General features: G+C 40.0%; 18 protein-coding genes. 13 read left to right on the plus strand and 5 right to left on the minus strand.

The window, feature by feature from the left end; all coding sequences use genetic code 11:
* Nucleotides 1-409: 409 nt before the first annotated feature.
* Nucleotides 410-1,465, plus strand: coding sequence for a 4-hydroxyphenylpyruvate dioxygenase (hppD, locus tag F985_RS20290; RefSeq protein ID WP_004704754.1), 1,056 nt, complete (start codon nucleotides 410-412; stop codon nucleotides 1,463-1,465).
* Between the two features lie 65 nt (nucleotides 1,466-1,530).
* On the opposite strand, the gene F985_RS20295 is transcribed toward hppD, so the two are convergent.
* From F985_RS20295 to fahA, 4 genes are all read right to left on the minus strand, one after another.
* Nucleotides 1,531-2,310, minus strand: coding sequence for an IclR family transcriptional regulator (locus tag F985_RS20295; RefSeq protein WP_004704756.1), 780 nt, complete (start codon nucleotides 2,308-2,310; stop codon nucleotides 1,531-1,533).
* Between the two features lie 295 nt (nucleotides 2,311-2,605).
* Nucleotides 2,606-3,154 (minus strand): VOC family protein, encoded by a 549-nt coding sequence (locus F985_RS20300; RefSeq protein ID WP_004704758.1) that lies wholly within the window; start codon nucleotides 3,152-3,154, stop codon nucleotides 2,606-2,608.
* 16 nt (nucleotides 3,155-3,170) lie between these two features.
* A complete protein-coding gene (maiA, locus tag F985_RS20305) occupies nucleotides 3,171-3,803 on the minus strand; it encodes a maleylacetoacetate isomerase (RefSeq protein ID WP_004704760.1) in 633 nt (210 codons plus the stop codon).
* The gene (fahA, locus tag F985_RS20310; protein ID WP_004704767.1) at nucleotides 3,790-5,097 is read right to left on the minus strand and encodes a fumarylacetoacetase; all 1,308 of its coding nucleotides are present in this window, start codon (nucleotides 5,095-5,097) and stop codon (nucleotides 3,790-3,792) included. The genes maiA and fahA overlap by 14 nt, the downstream gene beginning before the upstream one ends.
* 357 nt (nucleotides 5,098-5,454) lie before the next feature.
* Between fahA and F985_RS20315 the strand changes: the two genes are divergently transcribed.
* From F985_RS20315 to zigA, 3 genes are all read left to right on the plus strand, one after another.
* Nucleotides 5,455-6,843 (plus strand): amino acid permease, encoded by a 1,389-nt coding sequence (locus F985_RS20315; protein ID WP_004704770.1) that lies wholly within the window; start codon nucleotides 5,455-5,457, stop codon nucleotides 6,841-6,843.
* 158 nt (nucleotides 6,844-7,001) lie between these two features.
* Nucleotides 7,002-7,682: a D-Ala-D-Ala carboxypeptidase ZrlA gene (zrlA, locus tag F985_RS20320; protein WP_004704772.1), complete on the plus strand. Its 681-nt coding sequence runs from the start codon at nucleotides 7,002-7,004 to the stop codon at nucleotides 7,680-7,682.
* 148 nt (nucleotides 7,683-7,830) lie between these two features.
* Nucleotides 7,831-9,096: a zinc metallochaperone GTPase ZigA gene (zigA, locus tag F985_RS20325; RefSeq protein ID WP_025469218.1), complete on the plus strand. Its 1,266-nt coding sequence runs from the start codon at nucleotides 7,831-7,833 to the stop codon at nucleotides 9,094-9,096.
* A 35-nt stretch (nucleotides 9,097-9,131) separates the two neighbouring features.
* Here the strand turns inward: zigA and F985_RS20330 are convergent, their stop codons facing one another.
* Entirely contained in the window at nucleotides 9,132-10,244 is a 1,113-nt protein-coding gene (locus F985_RS20330; RefSeq protein WP_004704775.1) for an acyltransferase family protein, read from the minus strand.
* 355 nt (nucleotides 10,245-10,599) lie between these two features.
* On the opposite strand from F985_RS20330, the gene hutC reads away from it, so the two are divergent.
* The 9 genes from hutC to F985_RS20375 all read left to right on the plus strand — a co-directional run bounded on the left by hutC (nucleotide 10,600) and on the right by F985_RS20375 (nucleotide 21,961).
* A complete protein-coding gene (gene hutC / locus F985_RS20335) occupies nucleotides 10,600-11,352 on the plus strand; it encodes a histidine utilization repressor (protein ID WP_004704777.1) in 753 nt (250 codons plus the stop codon).
* Complete coding sequence (locus F985_RS20340; RefSeq protein WP_004704778.1) at nucleotides 11,349-11,924, plus strand: HutD/Ves family protein; 576 nt, start codon at nucleotides 11,349-11,351, stop codon at nucleotides 11,922-11,924. The genes hutC and F985_RS20340 overlap by 4 nt, the downstream gene beginning before the upstream one ends.
* A gap of 251 nt (nucleotides 11,925-12,175) precedes the next feature.
* Nucleotides 12,176-13,852 carry a urocanate hydratase gene (gene hutU, locus F985_RS20345; RefSeq protein WP_002054061.1) on the plus strand — a complete coding sequence of 559 codons (1,677 nt, stop codon included), beginning with the start codon at nucleotides 12,176-12,178 and terminating at the stop codon, nucleotides 13,850-13,852.
* An 87-nt stretch (nucleotides 13,853-13,939) separates the two neighbouring features.
* Nucleotides 13,940-15,478 carry a histidine ammonia-lyase gene (gene hutH / locus F985_RS20350; protein ID WP_004704779.1) on the plus strand — a complete coding sequence of 513 codons (1,539 nt, stop codon included), beginning with the start codon at nucleotides 13,940-13,942 and terminating at the stop codon, nucleotides 15,476-15,478.
* A 64-nt stretch (nucleotides 15,479-15,542) separates the two neighbouring features.
* Nucleotides 15,543-16,955, plus strand: a complete 1,413-nt coding sequence (locus tag F985_RS20355) for an amino acid permease (RefSeq protein ID WP_004704780.1) — start codon at nucleotides 15,543-15,545, stop codon at nucleotides 16,953-16,955.
* Between the two features lie 51 nt (nucleotides 16,956-17,006).
* Nucleotides 17,007-18,212, plus strand: a complete 1,206-nt coding sequence (gene hutI / locus F985_RS20360; RefSeq protein ID WP_004704782.1) for an imidazolonepropionase — start codon at nucleotides 17,007-17,009, stop codon at nucleotides 18,210-18,212.
* A gap of 10 nt (nucleotides 18,213-18,222) precedes the next feature.
* Nucleotides 18,223-19,143: a formimidoylglutamase gene (hutG, locus tag F985_RS20365; protein WP_025469219.1), complete on the plus strand. Its 921-nt coding sequence runs from the start codon at nucleotides 18,223-18,225 to the stop codon at nucleotides 19,141-19,143.
* Between the two features lie 253 nt (nucleotides 19,144-19,396).
* Nucleotides 19,397-21,223, plus strand: coding sequence for a DUF885 domain-containing protein (locus F985_RS20370; protein WP_004704791.1), 1,827 nt, complete (start codon nucleotides 19,397-19,399; stop codon nucleotides 21,221-21,223).
* A gap of 99 nt (nucleotides 21,224-21,322) precedes the next feature.
* On the plus strand, nucleotides 21,323-21,961 hold the full coding sequence (locus F985_RS20375) for an HAD family hydrolase (RefSeq protein ID WP_025469220.1): 639 nt from the start codon (nucleotides 21,323-21,325) through the stop codon (nucleotides 21,959-21,961).
* Nucleotides 21,962-21,983 lie beyond the last annotated feature (22 nt).

Below are 21,983 nucleotides of genomic sequence, written 5' to 3' on the forward strand. Positions count from 1 at the left end.
CACAATTCATAATTAAATTATGTATTGCATAATTTAATTGTTTTTAGTAGCATCTGTTTTAAGGTAAATGGCCATTGGAGGTCCAACAAGGATGTTGGCCTCCATAAATCTAGGAATGACTTTAGGAAAAGGCGATTTTTAAAGGTTTATTGAAAAATCTCAATCGTACTTTTAGATAAGAAAGGACTGTGTGTATGGAAAATAAACACCATATAGAAGGGAAATTAATCATTGGCTTTGTGCTCACTCAATCATCGTTTTAATTATTGGTTTTTTTCTCATAGGATGCGTTGGGCTAAGGCATTTTGACGGTTCAAACACTCTCCCAGCAAATGCGTATTCTATAGAGAAAGGAGCTGACCAGATCAGCAGAAATAAACGGATCAGGTAATCACCAGAGGGAAACTAGATGGATATTTTAGAGAACCCATTAGAACTATGCGGTTTTGCATTTATTGAGTTTGTTTCAAAAGAAAATGAATTAGATACAATTTTTGAAACCATCGGCTTTTCAAAAGTAGCCAAGCATAAATCGAAAAAAGTGTACTTATGGCGTCAAGGAAATATCAATATTATCCTGAATTATCAGCCAGAATCTTATGCTTCATTCTTCTTTAATGAGCATGGTCCATCTGCTTGCGCAATGGGATTCAAAACACGTGATGCGGCAAAAGCTTTTAAAAAGGCTGTTGAGCTTGGTGCAGAACCAATGCAATCTAATATTGGGCCGATGGAGCTTAACATTCCGGCAATTAAAGGTATTGGTGGCATGCCAATCTTCTTGGTTGACCGTGACATTTATGAAAATGACTTTGTTTTCTTTGATGATGCACAGCGTCACCCAGAAGGTGCTGGTTTAAATGAAATTGACCACTTAACTCATAACGTCTACAAAGGCCGTATGGAGTACTGGGCGAACTTCTACGAGAAGATTTTTAACTTCCAAGAAATTCGTTACTTCGACATTAAAGGCGAATATACAGGTTTAACATCTAAAGCGTTAACTGCTCCAGATGGCATGATCCGTATTCCTTTAAATGAGGACTCAGACAAGGGTAACGGTCAAATTGCAGAATTCTTAGCTGATTTTAATGGCGAAGGTATTCAACATATTGCGTTTATTTGTGATGACTTAATTTCGACTTGGGATAAGTTAAAAGGTTTGGGTCTTCAATTTATGACTCCACCACCAAACACGTATTATGAAATGTTGGAAGACCGTTTACCTGAGCATGGCGAACCGACTAATGAATTACAGCAGCGCGGTATTTTGCTTGATGGTAATACTAAAGATGGTCAGAAGAAGCTTTTATTGCAAATCTTCTCTCAAAACATGATTGGACCAGTATTCTTCGAATTCATTCAACGTAAAGATGACGACGGTTTTGGTGAAGGTAACTTCAAGGCACTGTTTGAATCGATTGAACGTGACCAAATTCGCCGTGGCGTTCTCGAAGCAAAATAAGTTTTGCTTTGTCTCTAATCTAAAAAAACCAAGAGCAGTGCTCTTGGTTTTTTTATGGCTATTGATTAGCGGCTTTTAATATATTGATTAATTAAATTAATCTCATTTTTAAGCGTTTCAATAATTTTACTTTGTGGGTCGACGGGTAAAAACATTTCGCTATCCAGTGCCACAATACAAAACTCAATGCTCTGGTTTGAGTTAAATACTGGTAGACCTACTGCGTTAATACCTGTGAGTAAATCACCTTTCGCTGCTGACATTTGTTGCTGGCGAATGGTTTCTTTAAGTTCTAAAAATTCTTGCCAGTTGTGCGGCGCAATATTTAGTCCAAGTTCATGGTGCTTTTGCCATTCGGCTTCCATTAAGGGACGAACAAAATGCTCTGGAAGATAAGAAGCAAATAAACGTCCCGCAGCAGAATTGACTAAAGGCATAATCGAGCCGACTTTAGTAACAATCGAAATAGGGTGGTTAGACTCAATTGACTGAACCACGACAGGGCCTTTAGGCGACCATTTACTAATTTGTATGCCGCAACCAATTTTGTTTTGTAGGTCGTAAATTAAATGCTGTACGAGCTGTAGTGTGTCGCTATGTTGAACACAGTTTAGACCTAAGCGCCATGCCTGATCGCCTAGGGCGTATTGACCATCATCAAGCTGTTTTGCATATTCCATACGAATAAGGCTAACCAGATAGCGGTGTACTTTAGCCGGATGCATTTCTAGCTTGCTAGATAGATCTTTGAGAATAATAGGTTGATTGTGTTCCAAAAGGGCGTTTAGTACAGATAAACCGACTTCAAGTGATTGAACCCCCCCAGATACTTTTTCTTCAATCATTTAAATACCCTTAATAAATTTACTTCAGCTGTTAAACAGTGACGATCAAAACATAAATTGAAATTGCTGCGATTTACATCATGCCTGAGCCTCGCGAGAAATAGAAATCACCTTTTTCTATTAGCGAAATTGGCATGTTTAATAATCAACAATTTTCTAAAATCACTATGCTCTCATTTATAGCGCAATTTTCTAGAAATTTAGCGTTTTTAAATAATATAAATCGGCATTGATATAGAAACGTTTATTCAAACAATTCTAATCAATGCCGATTTTTTAGTTTGCTGTTTTAAAATTAGGTTCCTAACTCTTCTTCATGTAAGAAGTGAGTGTGGTGTGGAGCGCGTTTGGTTTTGCTCCATTCATCTAACATTTCAGCTTTCATTTCTTCAGTAATTTTTGCAATTTTTTCTTCAGCATGAACATCGTTATAAGTCAGTTCTAAACGATGGCCATTTGGGTCGAAGAAATAAATTGAGTGGAAAATTCCATGGTTTGTCACGCCCAACACTTTCACGCCATTTTCTTCTAAATGTTGTTTCGCAGCCATTAGGGCATTTAAATCTTCAACTTCAAAAGCAATGTGTTGGACCCATTGAGGTGTATTTTCGTCTCGACCCATTTCTGGTTGAGTTGGTAATTCAAAAAATGCCAAAACGTTGCCTTGACCAGCATCTAGGAATAGATGCATATAAGGGTCAAAGGCTTTCGTTGAAGGAACATGGTCTTCAGCAAAAGCTAAGATAAAGTCCATGTTGAGCATTTTTTTATACCACTCAACAGTTTCTTTCGCATCCTTACAACGATATGCAACGTGATGTATTTTTTTAATGGCAAATGTCATGTTGAAACTCCTTTTACTATTCCCAATCTGGTTGTTGTTCTGGCGCCGCGTTATAGAAGGCTGGGATAGACAAACAATGTTGATAAATTGATTCAATTTTTGGAAACGCAGATAAATCTATCTTGAAGCGTTTCGCGTTGTAGACTTGTGGAATCAGGCAGCAATCGGCAATCGTTGCTTGTTCTCCAAAGCAAAATTGTCCGTTTGAATCTTGAAGTTGCTGCTCAAGACTTTGAAAGCCTTCAATAATCCAGTGCTGATACCAATAATTTTTCTGCTCATCTGAAACATTTAAGTCATTTTTTAAATATTTCAGTACGCGTAAGTTGTTTAAGGGGTGAATATCGCAAGCGATTGCTTGTGCAAAAGCACGGATTTTGGCTCTCTCTTTCACATCATTTGGAAGTAGTTTGGTTTCTGGATATTGTTCATCCAGATATTCCAAAATACTTAATGACTGTGACAAGGTTAAATCGCCGTCCACTAAAGTTGGCACTAAGGCACTGCGATTTAACTTTAAATAGTCTTCACTTTGCTGCTCATTTTTAACCAAATGAACTGGTGCAGTTTCATAAGCGAGACTTTTAATGTTGAGACCAATCCGTACTCTGTAAGCTGCAGAGCTACGAAAGTAACTATACAGCTTCATAATCTGGCTCCGAAGTTTCTGCAAAATCAAAATCTAATGCAGGAAGTACAGTGTTTCGGACTTCACCAAAGCCAATACGGATACCATTTTTCTCACAGTGACCTTTCATAATGAGCGTATCGCCGTCTTGTAAGAAACCACGAGTTTCACCATTGGCAAGTGTTAAAGGCTTGGTGGTATTCCAAGTCAGCTCAAGCAAGCTGCCATAAGAGTCAGGTGTAGAACCTGAAATGGTACCCGAACCCATTAAGTCACCAACCTGAACGTTACAGCCAGCAATCGTGTGGTGAGTCAGCTGCTGAGACATAGACCAATACATATATTTAAAATTGGTTTTACAGATCACATCAGCTTGTGCTGATTTAGGTGTTTGAATCTCAACACTCAAGTTAATGTCATAACTATTTGCGACATTTTCTTGTAAATAAGCCAGTGGTTTTGGTTCTTGTTTCGGGCCTTCAACTTTAAATGGCTCAAGTGCTTCAAGCGTTACCACCCAAGGTGAAATTGAACTTGCAAAAGTTTTCGCATTGAATGGGCCAAGAGGAACATATTCCCATTGCTGAATATCACGTGCTGACCAGTCGTTTAGCAGAACCATTCCAAAAATATGGTCCCAAGCATTTTCAATCGAGATAGGCTGTCCCAATTGAGTTGGTTTACCCACAATAAATGCTGTTTCAAGTTCGAAATCGAGTTTACGCGTTGCAGAAAAAACTGGACGTTCTTCATTTGGAAGTTTGATTTGACCTGATGGGCGTACCACTTGAGTTCCGCTCACTACAACAGAGCTAGCACGACCGTTATAACCTACAGGTAATTCGGTCCAGTTTGGAAGCAAGGCATTTTTAGGGTCACGGAACATACAGCCGACATTGGTCGCGTGTTCTTTGGAAGAATAAAAATCGGTATAGCCAGGTACGCGAACAGGTAAATGTAAAGTCACGCTGTCTTGCTTAACTAGAACTTCCTGACGTAATGCTTCATTTTCTTGAAGCGTTAAATTTTCAACTGAAAGAAGAGACTGTAATGTTTTACGAACTTTAGACCAGTTAGCTTTGCCGGATTCAATAAATTTATTCAGTGTAGGCTGGTTAAAGTATGTGTCTTGATCTGAAAGTTTTAAAAGACCGTGCTTTTCAAGAGCAGCGAGATCAATGACCCAATCACCAATAGCTACACCGACCTGACGCTCGCCTTCGGCTGTTCTACTAAAAATACCATAAGGCAAATTATGAATAGTGAAATCAGATTGAGGTGAAACTTCAATAAAAGAGTTTAGTTTTTGTTCCATTTTCGCTTCCTTGTCTTCATCTCGTGTCTTATACAAATAAAAGTTCGGTCTAGGGACTGAGCTACTCAATAAGTTTTAACCTTGGTTAGATCATTTTTTTACTTATGAGTTTGATATAGACCGAGCACAACCAATTGCTTCATGGTTCTTATAATACTGAATTCATAAAATTACGCAATACATAATTTAATTACACATTGCATAATAATTGTTATTTCTTGCATTTTCTGTTTTCATGCGCGGTTATGAGAAAAGTAACGCAATTATTTTTTCATCAATCTCTATGAAAATCTGATCAATTTATGATATACGTAATTTATTGGAAAAAAATTACGTGACAAGGATGAGAATAATCATATGTCAACACAAGAGCAAGGAAACCTGAAACACGGTTTGAGTAATCGTCACATCCAGCTGATTGCATTGGGTGGAGCGATTGGTACAGGGCTGTTTCTTGGTATATCACAATCGATTAAATTGGCAGGTCCATCGGTAATCTTGGGTTATGCGATTGCAGGATTTATTGCTTTTTTAATGATGCGCCAGCTCGGTGAAATGGTGGTCGAAGAGCCAGTAAGTGGTTCTTTTAGTCATTTTGCTTATAAATATTGGGGACCATTTGCAGGCTTCATGTCAGGATGGAACTACTGGGTACTTAACGTACTGGTATGTATGGCAGAGTTAAGTGCAATTGGTCTGTATATTCAATATTGGTGGCCGCAAATCCCAACGTGGGCATCCGCGCTAACGTTCTTTATTCTCATTAATGGTATTAATTTATTGCACGTTAAGTTTTTTGGCGAAATGGAATTTTGGTTTTCCATTGTTAAAATCTTAGCAATTTTAGCCATGATTGCTTTCGGTTCGTATTTACTTGCAACCGATACAGCAGGGCCACAAGCAAGTATCAGTAACCTTTGGGCATTAGGCGGTTTCTTCCCGTTTGGTGTTGAAGGCTTGGTGATGGCAATGGCAGTCATTATTTTTGCTTTTGGCGGTATCGAGCTTTTCGGTATTACTGCGGCTGAAGCACGTGACCCAGACAAAACCTTACCTAAAGCGGTAAATCAGATTATCTATCGTATTTTGATTTTCTATATTGCAACGCTTCTTGTTTTATTCTCATTATTCCCTTGGAATCAAATGGCACAAGGTGGCAGTCCTTTTGTAATGGTGTTTGCTTCTTTAGACAGCCAAGGTGTTGCGACTTTACTTAACTTCGTGATTTTGACTGCTGCGGTTTCAGTTTATAACGGTACAAGCTATTGCAGTAGCCGTATGTTGTTAGGCCTTGCTCAGCAAGGAAATGCACCAAAAGTATTTGCACGTATTAATAAACGCGGTATTCCAACCAATGCAGTGATCCTTTCTGCGGCAGTCACTATTTTATGTGTGTTGTTAAATTACATTTTCCCTGAAAAAGCGTTTGGCTTACTCATGATGCTCGTGGTTGCAGCGATTGTGATTAACTGGGTCGTAATTTCATGGACACATTTAAAATTCCGTAAGTTTATGATGCGCCAAGGTCAAACTACGAAATTCCCAAGTTTCATGTACCCATTTAGCAACTATCTCTGCATGGTATTTATGCTTGGAATTTTAGTTGTCATGTCGCTAACGCCAGATATGCGTGTGGCTGTGATGATGATTCCGGGATGGATTTTGTGCTTAATGGTGGCTTATCAATTTAAACGCCGTAAGTTAAAAGCTGAGCAGCCTGTACATGCTTTAGAAGCAGATATGTAATCAGGTCTGAGTTAGAAACTAAAAAGGACGTATTAATACGTCCTTTTTTATTTTTAAAATTTACAACAGAAATTAAAGGACTTTATAATTGTTATATTATAACATCTGTTGAATGAATAACTAAGGCTTCCCGATGTTGAGGGAGGAGCAACATATTTATGAAATATTCCTATTTAGGTTTAATCTTACTTTCTCTTACCGCGTGTACGACTCAAACACCTAAGCCAACGGTTTCTAAGCATCCTCACTCTTTGCCTCAGCCATCTAAAACAGTGGTAAGAATAAAACAACAACCCGAAGATTATATTGTTTGGATTGCAACCGCAGATCATGCGCAGTCTGTACAAGCTTATAAGCAATTTCTTAAGCAAAAAGGGCTTGCCAATTTAGTCCCAGATTATGAGTTATTGCGTTCAGCTCGTGACTGGCAAAAATGTGGAGTCGAGCCTTATGCGGTGCCACCGAGAGAGATTTGGTCCAACATCGTTCCTACGCTTAGCATTTTAAAAGCATTGGTTGATGATGGTGTGATTAATGATTTTGAAGTGACATCAGCCTATCGAGCTTTATCTTTAAACCGCTGTGCAGGTGGTGCAGATGCTTCTCGACATGTCTTTAATGCAGCGCTTGATTTTCGAATTGGACCAGAACAGCCTAGCGACTTAGACCAATTCAATATTCAGCAAACCAAAACTAAACTTTGTCAGTTCTGGGAAACCAAGGGACAAGCTCTTAATATGGGTCTGGGTGTTTATGCTTCGGGACAAATTCATATTGATAGCCAAGGCTTCCGATCATGGGGACCTGACCATCACTATAGAACCTCGATTTGTCAGTGACTATAAAAGCAATTCTTTCAAAGACTAAATGAGTTGGTTTGAATAAAAGCAGAATAAAAACTTGATCAATAGTTATGTTATAACATAACATTATTGTGGTTTAGAAATAGATTACGCCTGTGATCTGGCCATATTTCAATGGCCAGCCATGATCAGTTTAAATATTATTCGAAGAGATCAAGCCATGCACACTGCAATCGCCAACTCATTTGCCAAGCTTCCAGTCACTGTTTTATCAGGCTTTTTGGGTGCAGGAAAGACCACATTACTCAACCATATTTTAAATAATCGTGAAGGCCGCCGTATTGCCGTGATTGTTAATGATATGTCTGAGGTAAATATTGATGCGGCATTAGTACGCGAAGGTGGGGCGGAGCTTTCAAGGACAGATGAAAAACTGGTTGAAATGAGTAACGGTTGTATCTGCTGCACGCTACGAGAAGATTTGCTGGTTGAGGTGAGACGCTTAGCCGATGAAGGGCGCTTTGACCAATTGGTGATTGAGTCGACGGGTATTTCAGAACCACTGCCTGTTGCAGAAACCTTTACCTTTGAAGATGAAGATGGAAACTCACTCAATGAGTTTGCTCGACTTGATACTATGGTCACGGTAGTCGATGCTTTTAACTTTCTGAAAGATTACAGTTCAATAGACTCCCTGCAACAACGTGGCGAGTCCTTGGGTGAGCATGATGAAAGAACTGTGGTTGACCTTCTGATTGATCAGATCGAGTTTTGTGATGTAATTGTGCTGAATAAAATTGATTTGATTGATCAGGCGCAGCAAGACCAGCTCATCGCAATTTTAAAAACTTTAAACCCGCGTGCCCGAATTGAGATTGCTCAATTTGGAAAGATCGCTTTAGATAAAATCTTAGATACACAGTTATTTGACTTTGATGAAGCCGCACAAGCGCCGGGCTGGTTAAAAGAGTTACGTGGCGAGCATACGCCAGAGACTGAAGAGTATGGCATCAGTAGCTTTGTTTACCGTGCCCGCCGACCTTTCCATCCAGAGCGTTTTTATGATTTGGTTCAGTCAGAATGGCCAGGAGTCGTGCGTTCTAAAGGTTTTTTCTGGTTGGCTGCTGACCCTACCTTAGCTTATTCATGGTCGCAAGCGGGTGCAATGGCTCGACACGGCCTAGCAGGTTATTGGTGGGCTGCTGTTTCAGAAGAAGATTGGCCGAGTGACCTAGCCAGCATTGAGCAAATTAAGAAAAATTGGGACGCTCGTACAGGTGATGCACGTCAGGAACTGGTTTTAATTGGTATGCAAATGGATGAGCAAGCCTTAATAGAACGCTTAGACCGTTGTTTATTAAGTGATGAAGAAATGGCTTTAGGACCACAAGCTTGGCAGAACTGGTCGAACCCTTTTAAGCAAGATGATGAAACTATGTTGATCGCTTAATAAAACAAAAGCCCCTGATTTAAAGGGGCTTATTTTTATGATTTGTCTTTAATGAAAATCTTTCGAATATAGCTGTTAAGCGGTGTCGAATAATATTTTTCAATCGCTGCGCTAATAACAAAAGTTAGAACTAGATAGCCAATTAAAAGCATAATTTTGATGCTAGCGTCGGTTTGAGCCGGAACAAAGGCAACTTTCATAAGACCCAGTACAACCAGATGAAACAAATAAGTTTCATAACTTCTTTGCCCTAACCAGACCATCACTTTAGTCAATGGGTTATGCGCCTGTGTTTCGGAAGGGTGCTGAAAACACAAAATCAGTAAGCCTGTGGCAAGAGCAAATAAGCTAATACCCCATGTGCTGACTTCTTTAATTGGCGCATATAAATATAGCGCGGTCATGCTCAAAATAATTAGCCATGAAAGAGGTTTTTTATAAGTCCAGTTTGGTCGATATGTATGAGAAAAAATCGCCGTTAAACAGCCAATCGCTATACCATCAAAACTTGAAAAATAATGATATAAATAGGCGCCGCTTTCTTCCCCAAAATGCAGAGATCTAAAATAAGGTCCATATAAAATCACTCCAGCAAGTACAGCAATAAAGACCTTATTACTACGTGTGAACAGGCACAATAATGGAAAAACAAAGTAAAAAACTTCTTCTACAGAGAGTGACCACAACACACCCAAAGCATAGTTTACCCAACCGAATTTAATAATCAGGATATTCATCCAGAAGGTTAAAGCTGCAAATATGGTTAAGGGATAGGAAACCTCAATGCCATTGGGTGCTTGGTTCATAAAGGGTTTTAAGTCAAATGACCCAAGTATGCTGACCCCTAAAATGAGTAATATCAGACACGGTAAAATACGTGCTGCCCGTCGGATATAAAAATGCTTGAGGTTAATTGCAGAAAACTGTTTGTCTCGTTTTAACGTGTGATGGGTAATTAAAAAACCTGAAATCACAAAAAACATAGTGACGCCATAATTTCCATTTCTTGCGATGACAGTACTAAATGCTTCACCTAAAAAATCAAAACCTAACCATGTATCTTTAAGTTTATAAGGAATATTAAAATGATGTAAAAGAACCAACAGGATAGACATTCCACGCAGAATATCTATTTTATAATTACGCATTGGATGTGCTTCCAGCTTTATTAATATACTGTGTGGCAGAAGAATACTATCGATCAGTTATTTTAAATAAAAATTTTAAGCAGCATTTGGTAAACCAGAAAAGCCTATACTTTTTACATCCATGAATTGGGCACAGGCATAGCAGAAATCACTATTAAATAAATATTGATAAATCCCTTATATATTTGAATTTCTCTACATAAAACTTTAAATTAGCTCTTATTGAGCTATGTTTATTTTTTAAACTTTTTAAAATCTATTTAATTCATAAATTAACATGTTGTATGTGGTTGTATATACATAGCATGTCAACTAAAATACTGTTTTGCCTGCTGCCTTTTTTGAGTAATTAGTTATGCCCAGAACATCAAAACAAGAACATACTGAGCTTTCGATTGAAGCTGATAGTCCAGTTCCTTTATATCAACGCGTAAAACAACTGATTTCACAAAAGATTTATGAAGGCTCTTGGGCTGTAAATAAAAAAATTCCTTCTGAAAGTGAACTGGTTAATCAACTCGGCTGTAGCCGTATGACGGTAAACCGTGCGCTACGTGAATTAACAACTGAAGGTTTATTGGTACGTATTCAAGGTGTTGGTTCTTTCGTTGCTGAAGGGCAAGGTCGAACTGCACTTTTTCAAATTAATAATATCGCTGATGAGATTATTGCACGAAACCATAAGCACCATGCTGAAGTTTTAGTCTTAGAACAAATTTATGCAAATGCAGAGCAAAGCGTTTTAATGCAGACTCGTGAAGGGCAAAGATTATTTCACTCGATTATTGTGCATTATGAAAATGATGTACCTGTTCAGGTCGAAGATCGTTTGGTTGATGCAGCGCTTATTCCAGATTATCTACAACAAGATTTTAAAACCATTACCCCAAATGCTTACCTCATGGCAAAAGCGCCTGTGTCAGAAGGTGAACACATTGTTGAGGCGGTTTTAGCATCTACTCAAGAGTGTAAATGGTTGAAGATTACTAAAGCTGAACCGTGTTTACTCATCCGTCGCCGTACATGGTCAAACAAACAGCTCATTTCAAGTGCACGTCTGATTTATCCGGGTAGTCGTTATTATCTCGAAGGGAAATTTAATCCATGATTGAATTGATCAGGGCCGATCAATATACAAAAATGCTTTGGAAAAACGGTGCGGGTTTCACTTTAGAAATTGCCAGAAGCCAAGGTGAAGCCGATTTCGATTGGCGCATTTCGATGGCAGATGTGACCACTTCCGGACCATTTTCGTTTTTTCCAAATAAGCAACGCATTATTAGCGTACTCGATGGACAGGGCATGGTATTGCATGTCGATGATCTTCCAGCCAAAACGCTAAACCAAGGCGATATTTTTGCTTTTCATGGTGAGAGTCAGGTTCAAAGTGAACTTGTAAATGGGGTAATTCGAGATTTAAATTTAATTTATGATCCTTCAAAGTTTCATGCCCGTTTTCAGTGGTTGAATGATGCAGCGGAGCAGACATTTATAAGTTCGGCAGACCTGATTTTTATTTTTAATCAGGGTAGTGAAACACAAGTAAATGTGGATGATCATTCCGTTCAGATTGCTGCTCATGAGACATTAAAAATTGAGAAAAAATCTGGTGTCACATCAATCAATTTTCCCAAAAAACAACTTAAAAGCTGCTATGTCATTGAGTTAATTCAACGATAAAAAGACATTATTTACGTCTTAAAAAGCACATGTCTTATTAGAGGATATGTGCTTTTTTTATGCTAGATATAAAAATAAATTAATTTAATTCATAAGCTTATTCAATTTTATTAAAAAAATATGAGTCACCCTCTTCACGGCGGAAAATATTTGTGTAGTATATGGATGTATATACAAGTTAATACATTACTATACAAATGCAGAAACAAGTGATGTTCTGCTGATGTAAGCTCAAAGGAAGGAGTCCGACTGTGACAACAACGACAACAAAATTTCGTGATGTAGAAATTCGTGCACCACGCGGCACTGAATTAACGGCTAAGAGTTGGTTAACTGAAGCCCCATTACGTATGTTGATGAATAACCTTGATCCGGATGTTGCAGAAAACCCGAAAGAGTTAGTTGTATACGGCGGTATTGGTCGTGCAGCACGAAACTGGGAATGTTTCGACAAAATTGTAGATACGCTAAAAAATCTTGAAACTGACGAAACTTTATTGGTTCAATCAGGCAAACCAGTTGGTGTGTTTAAAACTCATAAAGATGCACCACGCGTTTTAATTGCAAACTCAAACCTTGTACCACACTGGGCAAACTGGGAACACTTCAACGAGTTAGATGCAAAAGCACTAGCAATGTACGGTCAAATGACAGCAGGTTCATGGATCTACATTGGTAGCCAAGGCATTGTACAAGGTACATATGAAACTTTCGTTGAAGCAGGCCGCCAACACTACAACGGTGATTTAAAAGGTCGTTGGGTGCTTACTGCTGGTTTAGGTGGTATGGGTGGCGCTCAGCCTCTAGCTGCAACACTTGCAGGTGCATGTTCTTTAAACATCGAATGCCAACAAGCAAGTATCGATTTCCGTTTACGTACTCGTTATGTAGACGAACAAGCGACTGATTTAGACGACGCTTTAGCACGTATTGACCGCTATACAAAAGAAGGTAAAGCAATTTCAATTGCGCTTCATGGTAACGCTGCTGAAATTTTACCTGAGCTTGTTCGCCGTGGTGTACGTCCAGACATGGTGACTGATCAAACAAGTGCACACGATCCACTCAATGGCTACTTACCAGTAGGTTGGACTTGGGATGAATACCGTGAACGCGCGAAAACTGAACCGGAAGCTGTGGTAAAAGCTGCAAAACAGTCGATGGCGAAGCACGTACAAGCGATGCTTGATTTCCAAAAAATGGGTGTCCCAACATTTGACTATGGTAATAACATCCGTCAAATGGCGAAAGATGAAGGCGTAGCAAACGCTTTTGATTTCCCAGGCTTCGTACCTGCATACATCCGTCCATTGTTCTGCCGTGGTATTGGTCCATTCCGTTGGGCAGCACTTTCTGGTGACCCAGAAGACATTTATAAAACAGATGCCAAAGTTAAAGAGTTAATTCCTGATGATGAGCATTTACATCACTGGTTAGACATGGCGCGTGAACGCATTAGCTTCCAAGGCTTACCAGCGCGTATTTGCTGGGTTGGTTTAGGCTTACGTGCAAAACTTGGTTTGGCATTTAACGAAATGGTTCGTAGCGGTGAATTGTCTGCACCAGTTGTGATTGGTCGTGACCATTTAGACTCAGGTTCGGTTGCAAGTCCAAACCGTGAAACTGAAGCAATGCAAGACGGCTCAGACGCAGTATCAGACTGGCCTTTATTAAATGCGTTGTTAAATACAGCAGGCGGCGCAACTTGGGTGTCTTTACATCACGGTGGTGGTGTAGGTATGGGCTTCTCTCAACACTCAGGCGTTGTGATTGTGTGTGATGGTACAGATGAAGCTGCTGCACGTATTGCTCGCGTACTGACCAATGACCCTGCAACAGGTGTTATGCGTCATGCCGATGCAGGTTATGAAATTGCGATTAACTGTGCCAAAGAGCAAGGCTTACACTTGCCAATGATCACGCAATAAAAATACATGGAAGAACTAGCGGTGCTTTTTGCAATTGTGAAAAGCACCGTCTCAGCAGAATATAGTGCAAAAAATTAGGAAGCCAACATGGAATTACTTATCCAACCGGGAAAACTGACCTTAGCCGATTTACGTCAAGCGTACCTCAACCCGATCAAAGTGAAATTGGATGAAAGTGCTTCATCTGCAATTGATGCAAGTGTGGCTTGCGTTGAGAAAATTGTAAATGAAGGGCGTACAGCTTACGGTATTAACACAGGCTTTGGCTTACTCGCGTCAACCAAAATCGCTCCTGAAGATTTAGAAAAGTTACAACGTTCATTGGTTCTTTCGCATGCAGCAGGTGTAGGTGAAGCACTTGATGATGCAATGGTTCGTTTAATTATTCTATTAAAAGCAAATAGCTTGGCGCGTGGCTTCTCTGGTATTCGTCGTAAAGTAATTGATGCTTTGTTGGCTTTAATTAATGCTGAAGTTTACCCACACATTCCACTAAAAGGTTCAGTAGGTGCTTCAGGTGACTTGGCACCACTTGCACACATGTCTTTAGTGTTACTTGGTGAAGGTAAGGCGCGTTATAAGGGTGAATGGTTACCAGCCGTTGAAGCTTTAAAAGTTGCAGGTTTAGAACCAATTTCTTTAGCTGCTAAAGAAGGTTTGGCACTTTTAAACGGTACACAAGTGTCAACTGCTTATGCATTACGTGGCTTGTTTGAAGCTGAAGACTTGTTTGCTGCTGCAACGGTTTGTGGTGGTTTAAGTGTTGAAGCAATGTTGGGTTCACGTGCCCCATTCGATGCTCGTATTCACGAAGTACGTGGCCAACGTGGTCAAATTGATGTAGCTGCGGCTTATCGTGACCTATTAACAGACTCAAGTGAAATTGCACATTCACATGAAGACTGTAGCAAAGTTCAAGACCCGTACTCTTTACGTTGCCAACCACAGGTGATGGGTGCATGTTTGACGCAAATCCGTCAGGCTGCTGAAGTATTAGAAATTGAAGCAAATGCTGTATCGGATAACCCGCTTGTTTTTGCTGAACAAGGTGATGTGATTTCTGGAGGTAACTTCCACGCAGAACCTGTTGCAATGGCGGCAGATAATTTAGCATTGGCGATCGCTGAAATTGGTTCACTGTCTGAACGTCGTATTTCGATGATGATGGACCGCCACATGTCACAACTTCCACCATTCTTGGTTGCAAATGGCGGTGTTAACTCAGGCTTTATGATTGCACAAGTGACAGCTGCTGCACTTGCGAGCGATAATAAAGCACTTGCACATCCTGCAAGCGTTGATAGCTTACCAACTTCTGCCAATCAAGAAGACCACGTATCGATGGCTCCGAATGCCGGTAAGCGTCTTTGGTACATGGCTGACAACGTTCGTGGCATTTTAGCTGTTGAATGGTTAGGCGCTTGTCAGGGTTTAGACTTCCGTGAAGGTTTAAAAAGCTCGCCTAAACTTGAACAAGCTCGTAAAATCTTGCGCGATCAAGTTCCTTACTACAGCGAAGATCGTTTCTTTGCTCCGGATATCGAACAAGCTAGCGAATTGCTTGCGAGTGGTTGCCTAAACAAGTTACTCATTCCAAAACTGCTCCCTAGTTTATCTGAAGTGTGATTGATAAAACGGTCACATGGAGTGGCCGAATCCAACTAAATTTCCTCAAGGATTGGAGATTAAAATGTCACAAAACTCCACACTACAGCGGGGTTTAAACACCCGCCATATTCGTTTCTTGGCATTGGGCTCAGCAATTGGAACTGGGCTTTTCTATGGTTCGGCAACTGCCATCAAAATGGCAGGGCCTTCAGTATTACTTGCGTATATCGTTGCAGGGATTGCAATTTATATCGTTATGCGCGCACTGGGTGAAATGGCTGTCCATAACCCTGTCTCTGGCTCATTCAGCCACTATGCATCTCAGTACATTGGTCCATTGGCTGGTTTTACCACAGGATGGACTTACGTTTTTGAGATGGTGATTGTTGCAATTGCCGATGTCACTGCGTTTGGTATTTATATGGGGTTCTGGTATCCCGATGTACCGCGGTGGATCTGGATTTTGTCTCTTATTATGTTCCTAGGCGCAATCAACCTTATTCATGTAAAAGTCTTTGGTGAACTCGAATTTTGGCTTTCAATTGTCAAAGTCAGTGCCATTGTTGCCATGATTATCGGTGGTTTAGGCCTTATGTTTTATGGCTTCCATGTTGATCACAGCAATGTTGTACCGGGGCTTCAAAACCTATGGATTTATGATGGTTTCATGCCGCATGGTATTGCAGGTTTAGTGGCATGTTTATCTGTAGTTGTATTTGCCTTTGGCGGTATCGAAATCATTGGTTTAACTGCAGGTGAGTCACAAGACCCAAAAACCACCTTACCAAAAGCAATTAATGCTGTTCCAGTCCGTATTTTACTATTCTATGTACTCACTATTTTTGTACTGATGTCGATTTTCCCATGGAACCAGATTGGTAGCCAAGGCAGTCCGTTTGTACAAATTTTTGAAAACTTAGGCATTAAATCTGCTGCAAATATTTTAAACGTTGTGGTGGTAACTGCTGCAATTTCAGCAATTAACAGTGATGTATTTGGTGCAGGCCGTATGTTGTACGGTATGGCAAATCGTGGTCAAGCACCGCAAGTGTTCAAGAAACTTTCACGTAATGGTGTGCCTTGGATGACTGTTGTGGTTATGGCTGGCGTGCTGTTAATTGGTGTGGTGCTGAACTACCTGATTCCTGAAAATGTATTTGTCATCATTGCATCAATTGCAACGTTTGCAACTGTTTGGGTATGGCTCATGATCTTGCTTTCGCAAGTGGCAATGCGCCGTAAATTATCTACTGCTGAAATTAAGGCACTTGATTTCCCTGTATTTGGCTGGCCATATGCTCCTGCTTTCGCAATCGGGTTTATGGTGTTCATTTTAGTGATGATGGGTTACTTCCCAGACTCGCGTCCTGCAATTTATGTAGGTGCGGCATGGCTTGCTCTGTTAACCATTGCGTATCGCATTTGGGTAAAGCCGGAGCAAAGCTTGGGAAAGGAAAGTGAGCCTGTCCAGCAAAACATAGAAATGGAAAGCTAACAAATCAACTGCCCAATGGTTTTACTGTTGGGCAGTTTCGAGGATAGGCTAATGAAAAAACTTTGGCAGAACTGCCATATTGCCACCATGCAAAATGGGCAATATTCTTATATCGAAGATGCTGCAATTGTTACCGAAGGGCATCTCATCCATTGGATTGGAAAACAACAACAACTTCCTGCCGACACTTACTCCGAAACAGTTGACTTAAATGGCGCTTGGGTAACCCCAGGTTTCATCGACTGTCATACGCATAGTGTTTTTGGTGGCAACCGTAGTGTTGAGTTTGAAAAGCGCTTAGAAGGCGTAAGTTATGCTGAAATTGCAGCGAGCGGTGGCGGTATTGCAAGTACAGTACGCGCAACGCGTGAAGCTAGCGAAGAACAATTACTTAAATCAGCCCTTAAGCGTATTCGCTGTATGCAGCAAGACGGTGTAACGACTATCGAAATTAAGTCTGGTTACGGACTCAATTATGAAAATGAACGCAAGATGTTGCGTGTGATCCGTCAAATTGGTGAAAAATTACCGATGACGGTAAAAAGCACCTGTTTGGCTGCTCATGCTTTACCGCCAGAATACAAAGATCAAAGCGATGCTTATATTGAGCATATTTGTACAGAAATGCTGCCTAAATTGCATGCTGAAGGTTTAGTCGATGCTGTAGATGCGTTCTGCGAGCATTTGGCATTTTCACCCGCTCAGGTTGAACGTGTTTTTAAAACGGCACAATCATTGGGCCTACCCGTTAAGCTTCATGCTGAACAGCTTTCATCGCTAGGTGGTTCAAGCTTGGCAGCGCGTTATCATGCTTTGTCAGCCGACCATTTAGAGTACATGACCGAAGATGATGTCAAAGCTATGGCAGAGTCGGGTACGGTTGCTGTGTTATTGCCGGGTGCCTTTTACCTATTACGTGAAACACAATACCCACCGATTGAAAGCCTGATTAAGCATGGCGTGCGTATTGCGCTCTCGAGTGATTTAAATCCGGGTACATCTCCTGCACTTTCTGTACGTTTAATGCTGAATATGGGCAGTACGCTCTTCCGTTTAACGCCTGAGCAAGCATTAGCGGGTGTCACCATTCATGCGGCACAAGCGCTGGGTTTAGAGCAAACGCACGGCAGTTTAGAGCAAGGTAAAGTCGCTGACTTTGTGGCTTGGGATATTGAGCATCCATCTGAAATTGTTTACTGGCTTGGCGGAGATTTGCCTAAGCGAGTCGTTCAGCATGGACAAGAAGTTATTTTTTAAACGGTGTCATATGAATCACACATTTAAATGGCAAGGCCGACATGATGGCGAGGGTGAAGCACATCAACGTATTCACCATATTATAAATAAAACACAACATGCCGAATTTGCCCTGATTGGTTTTAGCTCTGATGAAGGCGTGAAACGTAACAAAGGCCGAGTTGGTGCTGCCGATGCGCCAGATGCGATTCGTACACAACTGGCTAACTTACCGATTCATCGCCCAGTGAGTCTGGTCGATTTGGGTACAGTGACTTGTGAATATGAGAATTTAGAGCAAGCACAAAGCGAGTTAGCTGAACAAGTCGCAAACAACCTGCAAAATGGTTTAAAGCCGATTGTGTTGGGCGGTGGGCATGAAGTTGCATTTGGTAGCTTTAGTGGTCTGTTCCAATATGTACAAGCCCACGCGCCAGATAAAAAAATAGGCATTATTAATTTTGATGCCCATTTTGATTTGCGTGAAGCAGAGCATGCCACCTCTGGCACACCTTTTTTACAAGCAGCAAGGCTTTCAGAACAGCATCAAAAACAATTTAATTATTTATGTATTGGGGTTGCCAACCATGCCAATACTAAAGTTTTGTTTGATACGGCCGATGCTTTAAATTGTTCATATTTACGCGATCATGAGGTTAATATTTTTAACCTAAACAACGTGCTTGCAGCGGTAGATGCTTTTATTGAAAAAGTAGATTGCCTGTACGTTACGATTGATTTAGATGTCTTCGCGGCTGCGGTTGCACCGGGGGTCAGTGCGCCAGCCGTAAAAGGAATTGATTTAGCCACTTTTGAAGCAATTTTTAAGCATATTCAAGAGACTGGCAAAATCAAACTTTTAGATATTGCCGAGTGCAATCCAAAATTTGATTTGGACAATCGAACAGCAAAACTGGCTGCCTATATTGTTTATCAATATTTGTTTTCTTGAGAAACAATTTTTAATGTAGAAATGAAAAAGTGCACTGAGATCGCTCATGTGCGCTTTTTTTGACTTTCTGGTAAATTAAAGTCAAATATGGAATATAGATAGCAACTATAAATAATTTAATTAAAAAGAAAATTAATTTATAAAATCATTGAGTTAAAAAAATACTCGATTTTTACACTATTTTATAGGCTGCTTGGCACGTAATTTGTTTTGTCTATATTTTAAACTTCGTTAAATATGTTTGGATAATTAAATGAAAAACAGAACCTTACATTTTGCTTGTATCAGTGTTTTATTTTGGATGTCTCATTCGTCTAATGCTACAACCCCCGAAATAAGTACAAATACCACCGAAAAATCACAAGCTAAACAAAACAGTAATGTCTCTGCTCGGGTGAAAGCTTTAAATCAGCTTTTACAAGAACAATGGGAATATACTTTGAAAAATAATCCTGAAACTGCCACGACATTAGGCGATTTACGCTACAACGATCGATGGACCGAGTCTTCAAAAAATCAAATTGAGAAAGATAAAAAAACTACTCAAAATTTTTTAAAACGTTTTGAAGCAATCGATAGCACAGGATTTTCAGCAACAGATCAATTAAATAAAGATTTAATGATTTATCAGTTAAAAGAGACACTTAAAAGTTATGATTTGAAACTCTATGAGATGCCTTTCAATCAAATGTGGGGGCTACATTTACAATTTCCGGGATTTATTAGTTCGATTCCCTTTGATAATGCTAAACAATATCAAGACTATATTGCTCGTTTAAAACAAATTCCTCTTATTCTTGATCAAGGTATTCAGTTAGCGAAACAAGGGCAAAAAGATGGTTTGATGCCACCGAAATATTTAATTGAAAAAGTGGCAAAGCAAATTAATAGCATTGCAACTCCAGCAGGGAAAGACAGTGTATTTGCTTCTCCATTAAAGCAATTTCCAAACAACATTTCGAAAGCAGAACAAGAGCGTTTAAGCCGCGAAATCCTACAGGCCATAGATCAGCAAGTTCGCCCCGCTTATCAAAAACTCGGTACATTTATTCAGAAAGATTACTTACCCCATGGACGACAACATGAGGGTATATGGAGCTTGCCAAACGGTGACGAGCTTTATCGTTTTTATGTAGAAAATAATACGACCACACTAGAGAGCCCAGAAACTATTCATCAGCTTGGGTTAAAAGAAGTTGCTCGTATAGAAGCGGAAATGCTGAAAATTGCTAAAGCACAAGGTTTTAATGACCTAAAAAGTTTCCAACAATCCTTAAAAACAAATCCCGCTGTTTTCCCAAAATCTCGTGAAGAAATTTTAGAGATTTATCGCGGGTATATTGCCCAAATGCAACCGGAGTTGCCGAAGCTATTTGGCTTATTACCCAAAAATAAAGTCGAAGTTTTACCTGTAGAGCAATATCGAGAAAAAGAAGCGGCAGGAGCGGAGTATCACCAAGGAACACCTGATGGTTCACGTCCCGGACAAGTGTATGTAAATACGGGGGACTTCTCTGAACGTTCCAAAATATCAATGGAAGCGACTGCTTACCATGAGGCAATTCCCGGCCACCATATGCAGATTGATATTGCCCAAAACCTGCCAAATTTGCCGATGTTCCGAAAGCAGCCTAACCACACTGCCTATATAGAAGGATGGGCACTTTACGCAGAGCAACTGGGTAAAGACGTTGGTTTCTATAAAGACCCACTTTCAGACTATGGACGACTCTCGAGTGAGTTGTTCCGTGCTTGTCGTTTAGTGGTGGACACTGGCGTACATTATAAAAAGTGGACACGCCAACAAATGATTGATTTTATGCGCGAACACTCAGCTTTAGATGAACCTGATATTCAGGCAGAGGCAGACCGCTATATTGCTATTCCTGCCCAAGCATTGGCATACAAAATGGGCCAACTCAAAATTTTAGAGTTACGGGAGCTTGCGAAACAGGAGCTTGGAGACCGTTTTGATATCAAAGCGTTCCATGACATGATCTTAAATGCAGGAACACTGCCTTTAAATATACTCGATGCCCGTATTAAAAATTGGATAAAGGAACAAAAAGCGGCAGCTTAAAATAAAATCCGAAATTTAGGTCAGGTCCTCGTTGGGCCTGATTTAAAAATGTATAAAAAACATAATATAATAATGAAAAATATACTTTTGAAATTAGAAATGGAAAAAACCTTAAAACAATATCAAGCGATTATTTTTGATTTAGATGGCACTTTAGTCGATTCCTTTCATTTTTTTCTAAACGTTTTAAATCAACTTTCCGCAAAGTATAAGTTTAAAACGGTAAGCCTTCACGAAGTTGAGTACTACAAACAACTTACGCCTAGAGAAATTATGAAAGAGATGAATGTTTCTCGGTGGAAACTGCCTTGGATTGCGAAAGACTTTATTCGGTTAATGAAAGAAAGAGATGAAGAAATTCATTTGTTTGAAGGTATGCGTGACAACCTAATTGAACTGCATAAGCAGGGATATACGCTCGCAATTATTACCTCGAACTCTAAAGAAAACTGTCAAAATGTACTGGGTGAAGAACTCTGTGAGCTTTTTAGCCATATTGATGGCGGCTCGTCTATATTTGGCAAAGCGAAGCGAATAAAGCGTGTTCTCAACATTTTGGACGTAAGTAAGAACCATGCCATTTATGTCGGCGACCAAACCACTGACGGTGAAGCCGCGCATAAAGCAGGTATTGATTTTGCTGCGGTAGGTTGGGGCTATACATCGGTCGAAAAATTAAAAACCATTCAGCCCAAAGTCCTGCTTAATGACTTGGCAACCATGAAAGAATTTTTCTAAATTTATGAAATGCAGGATAAAC

This window comes from Acinetobacter seifertii (assembly GCF_000368065.1).
GTDB lineage: Bacteria > Pseudomonadota > Gammaproteobacteria > Pseudomonadales > Moraxellaceae > Acinetobacter > Acinetobacter seifertii.